This window comes from Paracoccus sp. MBLB3053 (assembly GCF_031822435.1).
GTDB classification, from domain to species: Bacteria; Pseudomonadota; Alphaproteobacteria; order Rhodobacterales; family Rhodobacteraceae; genus Paracoccus; species Paracoccus aurantius.
Genome location: NZ_JAVQLW010000001.1, coordinates 1,758,226 through 1,773,936, shown reverse-complemented (window position 1 = coordinate 1,773,936; position 15,711 = coordinate 1,758,226). Strand labels below are relative to the sequence as shown.

Below are 15,711 nucleotides of genomic sequence, written 5' to 3'. Positions count from 1 at the left end.
CTTCGTCTCGGCCTGTGTCGGCCTTTCACGCTTCACGCGGCCGTGACCTTTCAAGACGGACGCAGACCATTGTGCTATGCTCAGCGCCCTGCTTCCATCAGGCGTCAACCCATCGCCACAGCAGGAGCGTCTCGGACCATGATCGACCTCATTGGGGCGAATGAACCCTATCTGGCGCTCGCTATCCTGGCGCTTCTGTTCATCGCCTTCGCGATCGAGGCATATCCCCCAGAAGTCACTGCCGCCGGAGCGGCGGCGCTGTTCATCATCTTTGGACTGACGCCGCAGGACAAGGTGATGGATGTCTTCGCCAATTCGGCCCCGATCACCATCGGAGCAATGTTCGTCGTTTCCGGCGCGCTGGTGCGAACGGGCGTTCTTGATGCGATCGCCAAGGCCATCATCGCGCATGCGCGCCGCCGTCCGGTCATGGCCGTGCTGACATTTCTGGCGGCGACGGTGGCGGGGTCTGCCTTCATGAACAACACGCCGGTGGTGCTGGTGCTGATCCCGGTCGTGATCCGCCTTGCCGACAGCCTTGATCTCGCGCCGACACGGCTGTTGATCCCGCTTTCCTACATGGCGATCCTAGGCGGCACCTGCACCTTGATCGGCACCTCGACCAACCTCCTTGTCGATGGGATCGCCACCGAGAACGGATTGCAGCCGTTCTCGATATTCGAGATCGCACCGGTCGGTTTGATCACTGCCATGGTGGGCGGTGCGGCACTTCTGGTGCTCGGCCGCTGGCTTCTGCCTGACCGTGCCGCCGGAGCCGATGCGACCGGAAGCGAGGAAAACGACTTTCTGTCCGAGATCACGATCCTTGGCAACTACCCCGCCGTCGACGGGCCCCTGGACAAGGCGCCCGATTTCCGGCGCGAGGGGGTTCGGGTGACCGGGCTGCGGCGCGGCGGCACGATCCTTCGCGACCTGGACGGGCAAAGATTGCAAACGGGGGATGTCCTGATAGTGGTCACAAAAACCTCGGAATTGCTGACGCTGGCCGAACAGAAGGGCCTGCGCGTCGGAATGCGGCGGCGGGTGGACCCCGCCCCCGACGCCGAGGTCAGGGTGGCCGAGGCCATCGTCACGCCCAACCGTTCCAATGTGGGGCGTCGCATCTCGGACTTGTCCCTGGGGCGCAATGCCGGTGTCAGGGTCCTGGGCGTATTCCGGCATGGTCACGTCGCCGGGGCCGATCTGTCGAGCGTGCGGCTGCGCCCCGCAGACCGGCTGTTGCTTGAGGCCACATCGGACGGTTTCCGGGCGCTGGGGGAAACGGGCGACGTCGTGTCGATTACCGAGCCGGGCGGACGCGCCTATCGGCGCAAGCAGGCACCGATTGCGCTGATCGCGCTCTTGGGAATCGTCGGGCTGGCCGCCCTGGGCGTCATGCCGATCGGCATTCTCGCACTGATCGCGGTCGCCGCGATCCTGATCCTGCGCTGCATCGACAGTGACGAGGCCTGGCAGTCCATCGACGGTTCGATCCTCGTTCTCATCTTCGCCATGCTGATCATCGGTGGAGGGCTCGAGAATACCGGCGCGGTTGCCCTGATCGTCGAGGCACTGACCCCCCTTCTCATGGACCTGCCCCCGATTGCGATGTTGCTGGCCGTCTATGCCATTGCTTCAATCCTGACCGAGATCGTCACGAACAACGCCGTCGCAGTGGTCTTCACCCCGATCGTCATCGCCCTTTCAGGGCAGCTGGGGCTCGACGCGCGGCCATTCGTGGTCGCGGTAATGGTGGCGGCCAGCGCCAGTTTCGCAACACCGATCGGATACCAGACGAACACGCTGGTCTATCTGGCGGGGAACTACCGTTTCATCGACTTCCTGAAGATCGGAATCCCCATGAACATCATCGCGGGAATTACCTCGTCCGTCGCGATCAGCCTGTTCTTTCCAATGTAACGTGTTCAGCGCCGAGCAGAGCGCAAAAATATCGCCCATAACACACCGGAACCATTTCGGCGGCCCGACGGTTTGGAAAGGTGAAACTAGCACGAAGATTTACTCGAGGAGACGAGATGATGATCAAAGTGGCGGGTCTCACTGTTTTCATGCTGGCGAGCATCGGCATGGTATCGGGATGTTCAGACAATCAGGGCGTCAACGCCGGGACCGGGGCGCTGCTTGGCGCGGCTGCCGGAAGCCAGGTCGGCAAGGGCAGCGGCAGGACGGCGGCGACGCTCGCCGGCGCGGCCATCGGCGCGCAAGTCGGTGCCAACCAGCCCACGACACGCATGTGCACCTATCGCAACACCCAGACGGGCCAGACCTATCAGGCCGCCTGCTAAGAAAGCGCCGAACGCCTAGGCGCTGCGAGGCCCCCGAGGACGTAGCGCCCATGTGTATCGCGCCAATCGCTGCGTGAATGCGACCACATTTGGATAGAATGTGGTCGCGCTTCTCCTGCATCCGGTGCAACTTCGTGGTGCCGGGGACCCTGACGGTCCATCGTTTTCGCGACAGAAGCCGTAGCAGCTCGATCTGTGCCAGAGAAAGGTTCCGGGCATTTCGCGACCTGCCACAGCCCAGCGAAGGCTTGGTTTTTCTCCATCGCATTGACGCGGTCGCGCAATGGGCAAGTGCCGCCCCATTTCTTCATTGAGCCATGAGCCATAAACCTCTGCCGTATCAAGGATAATTTACGCCCAGATTAATGGCCCGACGCAACAACGTAATATCCTTGGTTCAGCTCGAGGACGGCCCCAACGTCTCGGCCATCGCGCCGCGCTTGCACATTTTCAACGACATTTCCCCGATCGAGCTTAAAGGCCATCCCCGTCACTCGATGGAATATCCGTGTTTCTTCAGAAAGCGCCAGATGCTGCGATTGAGTGTCGAGAGCGTATCCAGATCCTGATCCAGCTTGCCGATTTCGTCTGCGTCGAGCATCTGGCGACGGCCCATGTGAATGCGGTCGCGGCGGTCGGCGATCCGCATCAGGATGGTCGAGATCGAACCGTTCTCGTCAAACGACCATATGCTGTGGTTATAGCGATTGCGAACAGCCGACAGGCGTCCGAAGCGGGCCATCAGCTCCAGCAGCTCCTGTTGCTCGGCCCCCGAAGGACGGCGCAGCTTGGCCAACCGTTCGATAAGCTCGATGCGGCCGCGGGTCGAACTGACCGACAGGAAAACCACGACGGCGGCATCCTTGGGCATCTCGGCCAGCCCCGCAAGGAGATGCACGAGCAAGCTTTCCGTATTGCTCCACGCGTAATTCAATCGCCCGACGCGCAGCAAGACGGCATCGAGGCCGCCTTCGGTCGCGGACTGCTGTCCGGTCGAGACGGGGCCTTTGGTCACCGGTACATCTCGCGGTATCGCAACGCTGCCTCAGTCCGGTTGCGCGCGCCCAGCCGGGCGCTGCCGTTGTGCAGGTGCAGTTTGACGGTATGGATCGAGAGCCCCAGCGTTTCGGCGATCAACTTGTTCGATTGGCCATCAGCGACAAGCCGCAGCACGTCCATCTGGCGCCGTGTCAGGCTGCCATCCCCCGCCAGAGGAGAATGGTCTTCTGCCTTGATCGTGGAGATCACCTCGGGGCAGACGTAATTCCCACCGTGGGCGATAAGCCTGACGACGGAAAGCCATACATCCAGACGGACGTTCAAGGGAAAAAGGCTGGCCCGGGATGATCGGAACAGCGGATCGGCATGCGATGCGATCCCGAATTCCCATGTGGTGAAGGCCAGCCCGAGAGACAGGTCGGCCACGCCCTTGATAAATTCGCGATCATCCGTGCTCAATCCGCGCAGCGTCGGTTCATCAAGCACCAATGCGCGGGGTGAACCTTGTGATGCCCCAACCATGCGCCGGAATTTGGCAAAGCTGTCGAAGAGCACGGACGTGATGCCGCCAAGCTCCTGACTTGTCGCCGCGATCAGACTGTCCGAGAAATTACAGTGATTTCCAACAAAAACAACTTCGGCAGCGATCTGACTTGTTTCCGATGCTTTTGAATTCGAATCATTAACATGAGACACCATTTTACGCTTCCTTCCTGCGCTGCGGAAAAACGCTGGAAATTTGTCAAGTTAATTTATTTTCCAAGGCGGATTACCTCGCACGAGAGTGTTTGAATGTATCATAGCTAAGCACTGATTCCAAAATCTTAGGCAAATCATAGCCCAATAAGACAGCTAAGCTTTCGCACAGGTTATCCATCGATCGCATATAACCAATCGAATTAACCCCATGGACAAAGGCTGCCCCATCCGGGACCGGAATGGCTCTAGCCTTACTGCCCTTTGGTAACCGGTCGACGGAGCGCTGGACTAGCCTGTTCGTCCGGCTAGGCCCGGTGGGTTCGTGCGGCCTATCTTCATCTCGTCGGAATACACAGGGTTGCGGGCCCTCCGACACGCCGGACGTCGTTCGAGGTGGAGGGGCGACGACGCCGGTTCTTCGGCATTGCGATGACGGTCGTGCCGTCATGACGGTGAGCAAGGGCTCAACGATCCAAGTTGCTTTGTCATTTCATTCTTCACCTGAAACCGGGCGGCATGCGCGTTTGCGAATGCATTGACCGTCCCCGCCCGTCGCTAGGGAGTGAGTACAATGGCTGACAGCCGGAACATCAACCTCTTTGCCTGGCCACTCGACAGCCAGAGCCAGGATCAAGATCAGGACCAGGGTCAGGCCCAGGGCGAATTGCAAGGCCAGGCCCAGTTGAACCTTCAGGGCCAAGGTCAGGATCAAGGCCAGGGTCAAGACCAGGGACAGGGACAAGGCCAAGGACAGGGCCAGGATCAGTCCCAGAGCAATTCGAATGACAATTCGAACAGCAACAGCTCTGAAACCGAGGCATATAATGCCGCTGGCAATCTTGCCGGGAATGCTGCGCTGAATGGCGCCGCGAACGGCGCGGTCAATGGCGCAGCGAACTACGGCTCGAATTCGGGTTCGAATGAGGCCGACAATGCTGCAGCAAATGCGGCGTCGAACCGGGCCGGAAACGCGGCATCGAATGACGCCAGCAACGCCGCGGAAAATTCATCGTCGAATGCCAACGACTCGATGAACAATGCGTATAACTCGGCGATGAACAAGGTTTCGACGGATGTCGACACCAATGTCTCCACGACCGTCGATGTCGATCTGGGCATTGATGGATGGATGCCGACGGACAATGACTTTGCCGATATCGACCTGAACAACGGCTCGATGGGTGATGTCTTCATCACTCGTGATGGCGAGATCAGCGTCGGCACGCATGACATCCGGATGGAAAGCTTCCTGAACGGTGCGCTGGGTGGTGACGGCAACGACAACGCCTTTGTCACGCCGCAATCCTCGTATCTTGAAGATCAGGACCAGCTTTACAATCCGACTGTGACGAACGGTGCGGCCTTCAATCAGAATGGCAGCGCGACTGGCGGAACGGCCACGGCCGATGACGGCATCGACGCTGGCAGTACCGGCGGCTTCGGCGGCGGTGTGATTGCCGCAGGTGGCGAAGGTGACTCGGATTCCCATGGCGGTGACGCGCTCGCCTTCGGCGGCCTCTCCCATGGCGCAGAAGGCGGCGGCGCAGCCGCGCTTGGCGGTATCGGCGTTGGTGGTTCCGCCCTGGGCGTCGGCCTTGGTGCCGGTCAGGGCGGTGACGCCTCGGGCGGTGACGCCGGTGCGATCGCAGCCGGATTGGGCGGCGGTGCCAGCGGTGACGCCACGGGCGGCGGCGCCAATACCGGTGCCGGTGCGCTTGGCGCCGGACTGGGTGCTGGCGGCGAAGGCAGCGACGGCGGAGATGGCGGCGACAGCGGTGACGGCGGTGATGGTGGCGACGGCGGAGCCGGCGGAGCTGGCGGTCCCGCACTTGGCGGCATCGGTGTCGGACTAGGCCTGCTTGGTCTCGGCCTGGGCGGTGGCCCGACCGGTGGTGACGGCGGCAATGGCGGCGATGGCGCTGACGGCGGCAATAGCGGCGGCGGCGGCGATGCCGGGAATGGCGGTGACGGGGGCGCAGGGCTTGGGCTTGGTGCCGCCATGGCCGGTGCCATGGGCACTGCGGGCGACGCAATGTCTGGTGACGCGGCCGGATATGGCCTTGGCGCGGCTTATGCAGGCGCTGGTGCTGGCGGTGCTTCGACCGGAATGGGTGCCGGCATGGGTGGCGCGACAGCCGGTGACGGCATGGGCGGCAGCAACGGCTTTACCCGTGGTGGCGATGGCGGCTCGGCCAATTCGCATGGCGGATGGGCCCGCGCAGGTGACAGCACCAATGACGCCAGCGGCAATGGTGGCGATGTCAGCGACATCATGACCGGCGCCGGGGGTTATGCGACGGCGGGCGTCTGGGGCTCGAACAATGGCGATGACGGCTTCGTCACGGGCACCTCGAGCGCATCGGCCGATGCAATCCTGGACACCACTGCCTTCAACCAGAGCATCGTGATGGGTGCAAACATTCTGGGCAACACCGTCGACATGACTGTGGTCGGCGGCGACCTGAACTCGACTGTGGTGGGTGACGATGATCTCTGAATTCGCCTGACCTCGAACGTGTCCTGCGCGGGGGCGACCTCGCGCAGGAACTTGTAATGATGGCCTGTCCCGGCCGGCACGGGGCATGCGGTTTCCGGAAGGTCTGCTGACATGCTGACGATCCACGCGACAGATGAAGCAATCTGGCATTTTATTGGGCTATTTCACATGACTGACGAGGTCAGCCGGTTGCGGATCGACTATCAGGAATTCGATCCCCGGCAGACCAGATACGACACTGGCGAGATCAGCTCGCAGGACAGTGATCCGAAATACCCCTTCGAACTCCCCGATTCAGATCCGGGTCTGGCCTACCGGTCACAGGGCCGATCAATGGGCGAAGTTCATCAAGACGCCGACTATGTTTTTCTGGACCCGGGCCGGGGTCCGCTTCCCCGCGCGTCATATTCCACTGGCCCGCGGGGGAACGAGGCCGAGACAGGGCCGAACGATCAGGGTCTCTTCGCGCCATCCGTCGATTTCACGCCCGAGGTGACGCCTGTCGTGCCCGTTTCAAACCCGGGTGTACCTCTGCTCGGCGGACAGCCAGGCCCGTGGGACTGGGATTGGACCCTGCCCCCGCCCGGATCGGTGGCGACCTATATCGTGCAGCAATCGATCCTTCATGACGGCGACCTGTTGCTGCCCGCGCCGGGGGTGCTTCCACCCGAATTCGACGGCAAGCTGGGTGATCTTTACGTTCAGGCAAGCCAGCTTGGCGTGACCCTCGACCTCGCCCTGCCACAGAACGAAGACGCATTCCTTGAGATGGCACGAGCCTTCGCCCGTTCCCATCCGCCGGAGAACCAACCCGATGGGGCCGAAGTTTCGACCTTTCAAGGCGCAGCCGTCAAAGGGCAGATCCTGAACGGTCAGGCCGTCGAGGTGGCCCCGCAACTCGAAAAGCTTCTGCCGGCCTATCGCGCCGAGATCCTGGCAGATGAAGGCCATGACAATGCAGCGCAGCACGAACTGGTCGTCGGAAACAACATGCTGTTGAACGAAGCCCATATCAACACGGCATGGATTGCTGCTCCCGTGCTTTATGCGTCACAGGGCATCTACAGCTACGGGGTCGTGAGCCAGGTCAATGTCTGGAGCGATATTGATCATATCGCTGGCCCCAATCCGGTGCAGGCTGCGACGAATGCCGTGAATTACGCCTCCTTCAGCAGCCTTTCGAATCCTGCTCCCCATCTGGTGGCAGGCGCTGGCGATGCGCCGCAATACTGGGTCACGGCGACCCTGGAGGGCAGTCTCGTCAGCTTCAACTGGATCGATCAGTACAATCTCATCAGCGACGACGACATCACGAGCGTGACGTTCCACGCCAACGAAACCCTCATGCTGATCGGCGAGAACGGAGCGCTGAACAGCGTGTCACTGGCTGAACTCGGGTATCAGTTCGACCTCATCATCATTGATGGCTACATCATCAATCTCAATTCGATCCAGCAGACGAACATCCTGCTGGATGACGACAACATCGTTCTGCAGGCGAAAAGCGGGGAAATCAGCAGCAGCGACAACCTGCTGATGAACAGCGCCACGATCACCACCATCGGCGAAACAAGCTTTGCCGGAACGAATGCCGGGATCGCGAGCGTGATCGACAGTTCACCAGACGGTCAGTTCGTTCTGCCGCCCGAGGTTCTTGCCGATCCGAATTTCGCCGGTCTGCAGGTCGTGCGGGTTCTGCACATCCAGGGCGATCTGGTTTCGGTCAATGTGATCCGGCAGACCAACGTGCTGGGCGATTCCGATCAGGTGGATGCCATGGCCGCCGATCTGCTGGATTCGGATGGCGACATCCGTGTCGTGGCGGGCTCGAACGTCCTGGCGAACACGGCCAGCATCACCGAATACGGGGTCGACGCGACCCTCTACTCCAGTGGCGAATACTACACTGATGCGTTGCTCCACCAGGCCGAACTGGTGTCCGAGCCGCTGAACTTGACGACGGAGGGCGCCCCCGTTCTTGCCAGCGAGGCCGTCCTTTTCCTGGCGGAGGGGATGATCGGCGATCATGACGCGGACAGGACCACTCCGGTCCATCATGATGATGCAGCGGTTCCCAGCGACATCATGGAAACGGTTCTCGCATGACACAGGACAGGATCGGCGAAAAGGCCGCCGGGCTGCGGCACGGCTTGAACGAGACGCAACACCCCCCTCGCGCCCGTCAGGCCATGGGAACCGGCCCGACCATCGACCGGCAGGCCGGCCGTCTGCCCGACATTCCGGAACGCGGCTCCGGGACTGCCTTTCACAAGCGTGTGGCCGAACCTGACATCTCCGGCGCGCTCTCGGCCAGCCTGAACAAGATCCGGATCAACATTCTGGGGGTGTTGTTGTTCAGCGCCGTGACCAACATGCTGGTCCTGGCAATCCCGATCTATCTGTTCCAGATCTCGGACAGGGTGCTGACCAGCCGTTCGACGGACACGCTGATCATGCTCACGGTGTTGATCGTCGCCGCGGTCGTCTTGCAGGTGATCTTCGACGGCATTCGGCGCGGCATGTTGCTGCGCAGCTCGGTGGACCTTTCCGCCCGGCTGGGTGCGCCGATCCTTGCCGCTGCCGCACGGGCGTCATTGCAGAGCAATGGCCAGGAATATCAGACGCTGGGAGACCTGCAGACCCTGCGAAACTTCCTCGTTTCGGGAACACTGCTGTCGATGCTGGACCTGCCCTTCGTGCCGCTTTTCGTACTTGCGATCTTTCTGGTCCATCCGCATCTCGGCATGATCGTGATGGCGACCGCACTGCTTTTGATGGTGATCGCGCTGATCAACCAGCGTTTCACCCATGGCCCCTTTGCCGAGGCGAACCGCAATCTCAGCCGCGCGAACCTGCATCTCGACTCGATGGCGCGGAATTCCCAGATCATCAACGCGCTCGCGATGATCCCCGAGGCGGTCACGATCTGGAGCAGGGACGCGGCAGGCTCGATGAGCGCTCAGGTCACGGCTCAGGATCGCAACATCTTTTTCGCTTCCACCTCTCGCGGGGTGCGCCTGCTGACCCAGGTCGGATTGCTCGGATGGGGCGCCAACCTGGCGCTGCACGGCGAAATCACCGGGGGCATGGTGATTGCCGCCTCGATCATCGCGGGCCGGGCGCTGGCCCCGATCGAGGGGGCGATCGAAGGCTGGAACAATGTCTCTCTTTCGCGTTCGGCCCTTGGCCGTATCTCGGGTCTGCTGAAATCCTCGCCGCTGAACCACCAGCGCCTGCAACTGCCGCGACCCGAGGGTCGGCTGGATGTCGAGCGGTTGCTTTACGTCCCCATTGGCACCAAGCGCGTCGTGTTGAACTCGATCACCTTTTCGCTTTTGCCCGGCGTGTCCCTTGCGATCGTGGGCAAGTCCAGCGCAGGCAAGACCACGTTGGGCAAGATGCTCGTCGGCTCGATCCTGCCGACCTCGGGCAGCGTCCGGCTCGACCTCATGGACCTGCGCAACTGGGACCAGCGCCAGCTTGGTCAGTCGATCGGCTACCTGCCCCAGGACGTTCAGCTTTTTCCCGGCACGATCAAGGCCAATATCGCGCGCATGCGGCCGGATGCCCGCGACGAGGATATCTATCAGGCAGCCGTCCTGGCCGATGTGCATGACATGATCGCCAAGCTTCCCGAAGGATACGAGACCGTCGTCGCGGCCGACGGCTCCCCCCTTTCTGGCGGGCAGAAGCAGCGGATCGGATTGGCGCGGGCATTCTTCGGGTCGCCGCGTCTGGTCGTGCTGGACGAACCCAACTCGAACCTGGACAATGCCGGGGACCAGGCGCTGTCACGGGCAATGGCATTGGCCAAGCGCGATCGCATCACCATGATCGTGATCACGCAGAAATACGCTCTGCTCCGCGATGTGGACAATATCATGCTGCTCGCGGACGGCCAGATCGCCATGTTCGGGGCCCGCGATCAGATGCTGGAAAAACTGATCAAGCAGCGCAAGGCCGAAGACGCATATCCCCCTGCGCCGCAATCTCAAACCGGCCCTGCACCGCCCGGAAGTCCGAAAGGTGGACCATGACCAGGCAAGGGGATCACGACCCGCTTTATGCAAATGTGCCGCGCTCGGTGCGGCTGCACATGACGGTGGGGCTGGCACTGATGATCCTCGCTTTCGGCGGGTTCGGCACCTGGGCCTTTCGCGCACCGCTTGCCGCTGCGGTCATGGCTCCGGGCAGCTTTGTCGCGACCGGGCGCAACAAGATCGTACAGCACCTCGAAGGCGGGATCATCCACGAGATCATGATCGGCGAGGGAGACAGCGTGGTCGCGGGGCAGGTCCTGATCCGGCTCGATGGCACCGCCGCGCTTGCGAACCAGCGGGAACTGGAACTGCGCCGTGCCCGGCTCGAGGCGATCAGTGCAAGGCTTCGCGCTGAATATGAAGATGCCGAGCGACCGGCCTTTTCCGGCTATCTGCAGGCAAGACAGGATGATCCGAGCTTTTCGGCCATCATGAACGAACAGCTGACCGCCTTCCGGGCCGCGCGCACCAAGCTGGAGGGAGAGATCGTGGTGCAGGAAAGCAGCATCGCTGCGGGGCGCGCGCGCATTTCGGGCTTCAACGGCCAACTGGTGGCCCTGGGTACCCAGCTGCAGCTGCTCCAGGATGACCATGAGGCACGCAGCCAGCTTTACGAGCGTGGTCTAGTCCGGCGCAGCGAAGTGAACAGCCTCGCCCGTGCCATTGCGGATGCAGAAGGCCAGATCGAGCGACTGAATGCCGACATTTCCGAAACCAGAGAAGCAATCCGCAAGGCCGAACGCGAAATCGCCCATACCCGCAACCAGCATCGCCAGGCCGCCCTCGATGAAAATCAGGCGATCGAGGCCGATCTCGACAGTGTGAGGGAGCAGTCGATGAAGGCCCAGGATGTATTGACCCGCTCCGAGATCGTCTCTCCGGTCGCCGGGACGATCGTGCGCATGCATTACCATACCACCGGGGGGGTAATCGAAGCCGGCAAGCCCATTCTGGAGATCTTGCCCCAGGACGCACCCCTCGTCATTGAATCACAGGTCTCGCGCGCGGATATCGACGATGTCGAGATCGGCCAGCATGCCGCGGTCCGGCTGACATCGCTCAATCAGCGCACGACGCCGGTCCTGCAGGGCGAGCTGGTCTATATCTCGGCAGACGCGCTGACGACTGAGACCGATGGCATCAAGCACGAGATCTATCTGACGCGAGTGGCCCTGCCCCCTGCCGAATTGGAGCGCGTCCATGGACTGCACGTCACGCCCGGCATGCCGGCTGAAGTGATGATCGAGACCCGCTCGAGGACCTTCGCGGAATATCTGATCAAGCCGATCGAGGACAGCCTGTCGCGCGCATTCCGCGAAAACTAGGCCTGGACCGCGGCTGACCAGTCGCCGCCCAAGAGCTTGGTCACGTTATCGGGAACCGTTTGACTTTCATAGGGTTCCGTTGGCATTCACCATACACTTCTTGCAGCTCCTTTATCGCCGTGCCAGCAGAAATGAGCTCTGCCGCCCCCCTTTTCGGCCTCGCCGATCCCTTTCGCTAGAGTGGGTCGAACGGACTGCGATGGAAATCCCTCTAGACATCTTCTCAGCAGCGAGCGTGACCGGCCGCACCATTCAATAGCCGCTGTGACTGCGTTTGTTTGCTCTTGCCAACTCTCGCTGAAGAATGCCGCAAAGGTCATTTTTCGATGGTCTGATATCTCATCGCCACAATGAAGGCATGACACGAGCTGGTCTTTTTTGTGGCAGTGGTGGCCTTCAGCTAGCCAGCACCACTGGCGTCGCGCACGCGTTCACCTGTCTCTGTGGCTTTGTCCTTGTACCCTTTTCCGACGTTTTTTGCCTAGCCCACAGCGCGGCATCGACCAGGGGCACACGTCGCGCTGACGCTGCGGTCTTCAGCCACCTTTCAGCGTGTCGCTTGATCACAATGTGCGGGACATCGCAATCGACCTCAACGTCCGGCTTCCTCAGCCCGATGACCTTGGCCAGCCTTGCCCGCGAGTCCGAGAGCAGGGCAAGCTCGACCTGCCGGATCGCAGTCTCAGTTACAGGGCCAATCTGCTTCAGGTAGCGCTCGACCGTTGCCGCGCCATCGCTCTTGCGGCCCTTGCCCGGGTCGATCATATCCGAGGCGCGCCTCATCGTTCATCCGGACGCCCTTGCGGCATTCCAGGAGTATCCGGGCAAACCTTTGGCGAACTTCATCTCGATGGCGCGCTAGCCGCATGCTGTTAGGAGTGCCCGAGGCGCCCTGACGCATGAGCTCTTGGTAGGTCGTCATAGCTGAGCGGGGAGTAGCCTCAAAAAAACCACGCGGCGATTGGGCATCTGTGCAGGAAACCATTGGGCGATCTCCAATCTCCAAGTCGGAGATCGCATCTGCGGCAGAGATGACCTCGCCTATCCCGAACTCCCGCAGCTGCTGACACCTTGCTTCTTCTAGCAAAGCAAAGACGCGATCAATGCCACCAGCAAGAAATGGCGAAAGATCTTTTCGTATGCCGATGGCGATAAGCCTGGAACGCTTCTGCGGCACTCCGAAGCGGGACGCGTCCACGAGTTCGGCTTTCACCACATAGCCGGCAGTATCGAGACTAGCAGCCAACTTCTCGTAAAAGGATTGCTTTCGCGGCGAGCGCCCCGATTGCAGGTCAACCACTGCTCCACTCTTGTGGGCCACCTGCATGCCTGGCACGTTTTCAAGGACCAGCACGTTCGGGTGCAGGGCTTCAACAGCTTCAACATACTTGTTGAAGAGTAGGTTCCGGGGATCGTCCTCTATTCTCCGTCCAGCGAAGCTGAATCCCTGACAGGGGGGACCACCGGCTAGAACCTCGACCTCACCGCTCAGTTGCTCGAGTTGTTCCTTATGCTCTCCGAGGACCTCGTCAATACCCCACGCCCGTTGGTCCAACCATGACGGCCACATGAAGCGGTAAGCTTCTGGCGAGTCATCTCCAATGAAATTGGTCGAGAACGTCTCAAATGCCATCTCGTCGCGCTCAATTGCAAAGAGGCCACGCATCCCCGCCAGGGAAAGCCCGAGGGAAAGCCCTCCACAGCCAGAAAACAGATCCACAAATTTTCGCGCCTGCTTGACCTCATCATACTCGCCTGCCCCGCTGCCGGGGGGGGTCGCCCAGCTGCCCATCCCCCGCCGAGCCCCCAAGCCCGGTCAGGTCAGCCGGCAATCCATCCTTTTGTGCCTGCTTGACCACTACTTCTTACCCTCAACTTTCCCGCTGCTTGACAGTCGCTGCGTCACTCAGCGTCGTCAGCCGTTCGAACTCTTCCACGGCCACGACCACCACAACCGGGCGGCCGTGTTTCTCGATCACCACCGGTTCGGCTCGTGCGGTGTCGATGAGCAGGCCGAACTGATGCTTCGCGTCCCGTGCGGACATGGCCTTCATGGCAGTGCTCCCTGCTTTGGGTCACAATGAACAAAAGAGTCCGATATCACAATCAGGAAGTCGCGGGATCGACGACCATTTCTGCGAAAGACAAAGGATACCTTGATGCGCCAAGTATTGGTGAACGGGCGTTGGATCTCAGGAGCTTTTGGTGAACGCCACTGACATCGAAGTGCATAGCGGCGACGCTCAATTTCTGACGTCTTTCCAGTACCTTGAAGAAAACTCACCAAAACGGCGCAGGCAACAGGTCCGGAGAATATCGGCCCTGAGAGACCGCTTCCGGGCCTCCCGGCGCCAGGGCCAGTGCTCAGCCCCTCCCGCACAACCCTCGAAAACAACGAGAAAATCCGGCCGCAGCCGGATCGGGAGAACGCTTTCGCGGGGGCAAGTGGCGGACAGTGAGGGATTCGAACCCTCGAGACGGTTCCCCGCCTACACACTTTCCAGGCGTGCGCCTTCGACCACTCGGCCAACTGTCCGTGGACGTCCGTCTAACGTGATCGTCCGACCTGCGCAAGCGGTTACAGCTTGGAAATTCGCTTCTGCAATTCAGCCAATTGGCGTCTGATCTCTTCCATATCCTCGCTTCCCGACGACTTGCGGGCTGCGGCAGGTTTGTCTGGATCGCTCGTCTCATCATCGTCGGGCTCGCCGGGACCGGTCGTCGACCAACCCGCCGTCAGCGCCTTGAGAAATAGCTGCTGTTGGCGTTGCAATGTATCGAAACCCGGCATGGACGACATCGGATTGGGGAATGTCGACATGTTCTCCATGATCTTCGACTGACCTTCGCGAAGCATCTCGAAACTGGCGGCCAGGAACTGCGGCACGACCGATTGGGCCTGTGTCGTGTAGCTGCGGACCAGATCGGTCAGAACGTCGATCGGCAGGACATTTTCACCCCGCCCCTCATGTTCGGCGATGATCTGCAACAGATATTGCCGCGTCAGATCATCTCCGGTCTTCAGGTCGACAATCTTGAGCTGACGGCCGTTGCGGATGAGCTGCGCGATATCCTCCAGCGTCACATAGTCGCTGGTTTCCGTATTGTAGAGCCGCCGACTTGCGTAACGCTTGATCAATAGTGGCGACGTGCTGTCAACCTCGGCCATGGCTCCTCCGGCAATGCATTTGCAGCATGATGGAAAATCAAGCGCGGAAATGCAAAGAAAATCACCGGGCTCGGAAAGCCACGCTGCGCCGCAGCGTAGTTCTCATGACGGAAAAGGGGCGGTCACCCGCCCCAACCGTTTCTGCGAAATCCGGATCCGGGTCGGATCAGGACTTGGCGGTCGCAGCTGCAGTGGCTTTCTTGACCGCCGCCTGCGTCTCGCGCGTCGCGGTTTCGGCAACTTTCTGCGTCTCGGCCGCGATGTCCTTGCCAGCCGTCAGCATCAGGTCGACCGTGTCCATCTGGACCTTCTTGGCCACTTCGGCAAAGGCGGCCATGTGCTCAGCCGCCATTTCGGTCGCGGCGGTCGCAAAATCGCTCATGGCCTTGGCATATTCAGCCGGGTCGTCCTTGGAGCTGGCAAGTTCGCCCATGCGCGAGATGGTGTCCTTGGCCCATTGCGCGGAAATTTCGGTCGAGCGCTCGGCCGCAGCCAGAGCCACTTTGGCCATCTTCTCGCCCAGCGCGGTCTGTGACTTGAACGCGTCCTGGAAGGACGAGGTGTCGACCGGGAATTTCGCCATCATCTCTTGCATGGTCTTGGTGAAGTCAGGGGTCTTGGCCATTTCCGTCTCCTTGGGTGGCGCGCGGATTTGAAGCGCCGGTTACCTTCCACG

General features: G+C 61.0%; 12 protein-coding genes, 1 tRNA gene and 1 pseudogene. 6 read left to right on the top strand and 8 right to left on the bottom strand.

Features of this window, described 5'->3' with window-relative positions; all coding sequences use genetic code 11:
- Window positions 1-138: 138 nt before the first annotated feature.
- A complete protein-coding gene (locus RGQ15_RS08920; RefSeq protein WP_311159860.1) occupies window positions 139-1,920 on the top strand; it encodes an SLC13 family permease in 1,782 nt (593 codons plus the stop codon).
- Between the two features lie 116 nt (window positions 1,921-2,036).
- Window positions 2,037-2,306, top strand: a complete 270-nt coding sequence (locus tag RGQ15_RS08915) for a glycine zipper 2TM domain-containing protein (protein WP_311159859.1) — start codon at window positions 2,037-2,039, stop codon at window positions 2,304-2,306.
- Window positions 2,307-2,796: 490 nt separating this feature from the next.
- Here the strand turns inward: RGQ15_RS08915 and RGQ15_RS08910 are convergent, their stop codons facing one another.
- Window positions 2,797-3,321, bottom strand: coding sequence for a hypothetical protein (locus RGQ15_RS08910; RefSeq protein ID WP_311159858.1), 525 nt, complete (start codon window positions 3,319-3,321; stop codon window positions 2,797-2,799).
- On the bottom strand, window positions 3,318-3,764 hold the full coding sequence (locus tag RGQ15_RS08905; RefSeq protein WP_311159857.1) for a helix-turn-helix transcriptional regulator: 447 nt from the start codon (window positions 3,762-3,764) through the stop codon (window positions 3,318-3,320). The genes RGQ15_RS08910 and RGQ15_RS08905 overlap by 4 nt, the downstream gene beginning before the upstream one ends.
- Before the next feature lie 811 nt (window positions 3,765-4,575).
- Between RGQ15_RS08905 and RGQ15_RS08900 the strand changes: the two genes are divergently transcribed.
- From RGQ15_RS08900 to RGQ15_RS08885, 4 genes are all read left to right on the top strand, one after another.
- A complete protein-coding gene (locus RGQ15_RS08900) occupies window positions 4,576-6,501 on the top strand; it encodes a hypothetical protein (protein WP_311159856.1) in 1,926 nt (641 codons plus the stop codon).
- Window positions 6,502-6,669: 168 nt separating this feature from the next.
- Window positions 6,670-8,607, top strand: a complete 1,938-nt coding sequence (locus RGQ15_RS08895) for a hypothetical protein (protein ID WP_311159855.1) — start codon at window positions 6,670-6,672, stop codon at window positions 8,605-8,607.
- Window positions 8,604-10,538 carry a type I secretion system permease/ATPase gene (locus RGQ15_RS08890; RefSeq protein ID WP_311159854.1) on the top strand — a complete coding sequence of 645 codons (1,935 nt, stop codon included), beginning with the start codon at window positions 8,604-8,606 and terminating at the stop codon, window positions 10,536-10,538. The genes RGQ15_RS08895 and RGQ15_RS08890 overlap by 4 nt, the downstream gene beginning before the upstream one ends.
- The gene (locus tag RGQ15_RS08885) at window positions 10,535-11,866 is read left to right on the top strand and encodes an HlyD family type I secretion periplasmic adaptor subunit (protein ID WP_311159852.1); all 1,332 of its coding nucleotides are present in this window, start codon (window positions 10,535-10,537) and stop codon (window positions 11,864-11,866) included. The genes RGQ15_RS08890 and RGQ15_RS08885 overlap by 4 nt, the downstream gene beginning before the upstream one ends.
- A gap of 86 nt (window positions 11,867-11,952) precedes the next feature.
- Here RGQ15_RS08885 and RGQ15_RS22380 read toward each other — a convergent pair.
- The 6 genes and pseudogenes from RGQ15_RS22380 to RGQ15_RS08860 form a co-directional block, all read right to left on the bottom strand.
- Window positions 11,953-12,261, bottom strand: a pseudogene (locus RGQ15_RS22380) (hypothetical protein); the annotation flags it as partial.
- A 287-nt stretch (window positions 12,262-12,548) separates the two neighbouring features.
- Complete coding sequence (locus RGQ15_RS08880) at window positions 12,549-13,658, bottom strand: DNA cytosine methyltransferase (RefSeq protein ID WP_311159851.1); 1,110 nt, start codon at window positions 13,656-13,658, stop codon at window positions 12,549-12,551.
- Window positions 13,659-13,737: 79 nt separating this feature from the next.
- Window positions 13,738-13,920: a type II toxin-antitoxin system Phd/YefM family antitoxin gene (locus tag RGQ15_RS08875; protein WP_263390395.1), complete on the bottom strand. Its 183-nt coding sequence runs from the start codon at window positions 13,918-13,920 to the stop codon at window positions 13,738-13,740.
- A 392-nt stretch (window positions 13,921-14,312) separates the two neighbouring features.
- A tRNA-Ser gene (locus RGQ15_RS08870) sits at window positions 14,313-14,402 on the bottom strand.
- A gap of 42 nt (window positions 14,403-14,444) precedes the next feature.
- The gene (phaR, locus tag RGQ15_RS08865; RefSeq protein ID WP_311159850.1) at window positions 14,445-15,035 is read right to left on the bottom strand and encodes a polyhydroxyalkanoate synthesis repressor PhaR; all 591 of its coding nucleotides are present in this window, start codon (window positions 15,033-15,035) and stop codon (window positions 14,445-14,447) included.
- A gap of 166 nt (window positions 15,036-15,201) precedes the next feature.
- Window positions 15,202-15,660 carry a phasin family protein gene (locus RGQ15_RS08860; protein WP_311159849.1) on the bottom strand — a complete coding sequence of 153 codons (459 nt, stop codon included), beginning with the start codon at window positions 15,658-15,660 and terminating at the stop codon, window positions 15,202-15,204.
- Between the last annotated feature and the right edge of the window lie 51 nt (window positions 15,661-15,711).

Excerpts from the sequence above, each read along its gene's own strand:
- RGQ15_RS08920 (WP_311159860.1), top strand. The coding sequence starts at position 139 with ATGATCGACCTCATTGGGGCGAATGAACCCTATCTGGCGCTCGCTATC.
- RGQ15_RS08915 (WP_311159859.1), top strand. The coding sequence starts at position 2,037 with ATGATGATCAAAGTGGCGGGTCTCACTGTTTTCATGCTGGCGAGCATC.
- RGQ15_RS08900 (WP_311159856.1), top strand. The coding sequence starts at position 4,576 with ATGGCTGACAGCCGGAACATCAACCTCTTTGCCTGGCCACTCGACAGC.
- RGQ15_RS08895 (WP_311159855.1), top strand. The coding sequence starts at position 6,670 with ATGACTGACGAGGTCAGCCGGTTGCGGATCGACTATCAGGAATTCGAT.
- RGQ15_RS08890 (WP_311159854.1), top strand. The coding sequence starts at position 8,604 with ATGACACAGGACAGGATCGGCGAAAAGGCCGCCGGGCTGCGGCACGGC.
- RGQ15_RS08885 (WP_311159852.1), top strand. The coding sequence starts at position 10,535 with ATGACCAGGCAAGGGGATCACGACCCGCTTTATGCAAATGTGCCGCGC.
- RGQ15_RS08880 (WP_311159851.1), bottom strand. The coding sequence starts at position 13,658 with ATGGGCAGCTGGGCGACCCCCCCCGGCAGCGGGGCAGGCGAGTATGAT.
- RGQ15_RS08875 (WP_263390395.1), bottom strand. The coding sequence starts at position 13,920 with ATGAAGGCCATGTCCGCACGGGACGCGAAGCATCAGTTCGGCCTGCTC.
- phaR (WP_311159850.1), bottom strand. The coding sequence starts at position 15,035 with ATGGCCGAGGTTGACAGCACGTCGCCACTATTGATCAAGCGTTACGCA.
- RGQ15_RS08860 (WP_311159849.1), bottom strand. The coding sequence starts at position 15,660 with ATGGCCAAGACCCCTGACTTCACCAAGACCATGCAAGAGATGATGGCG.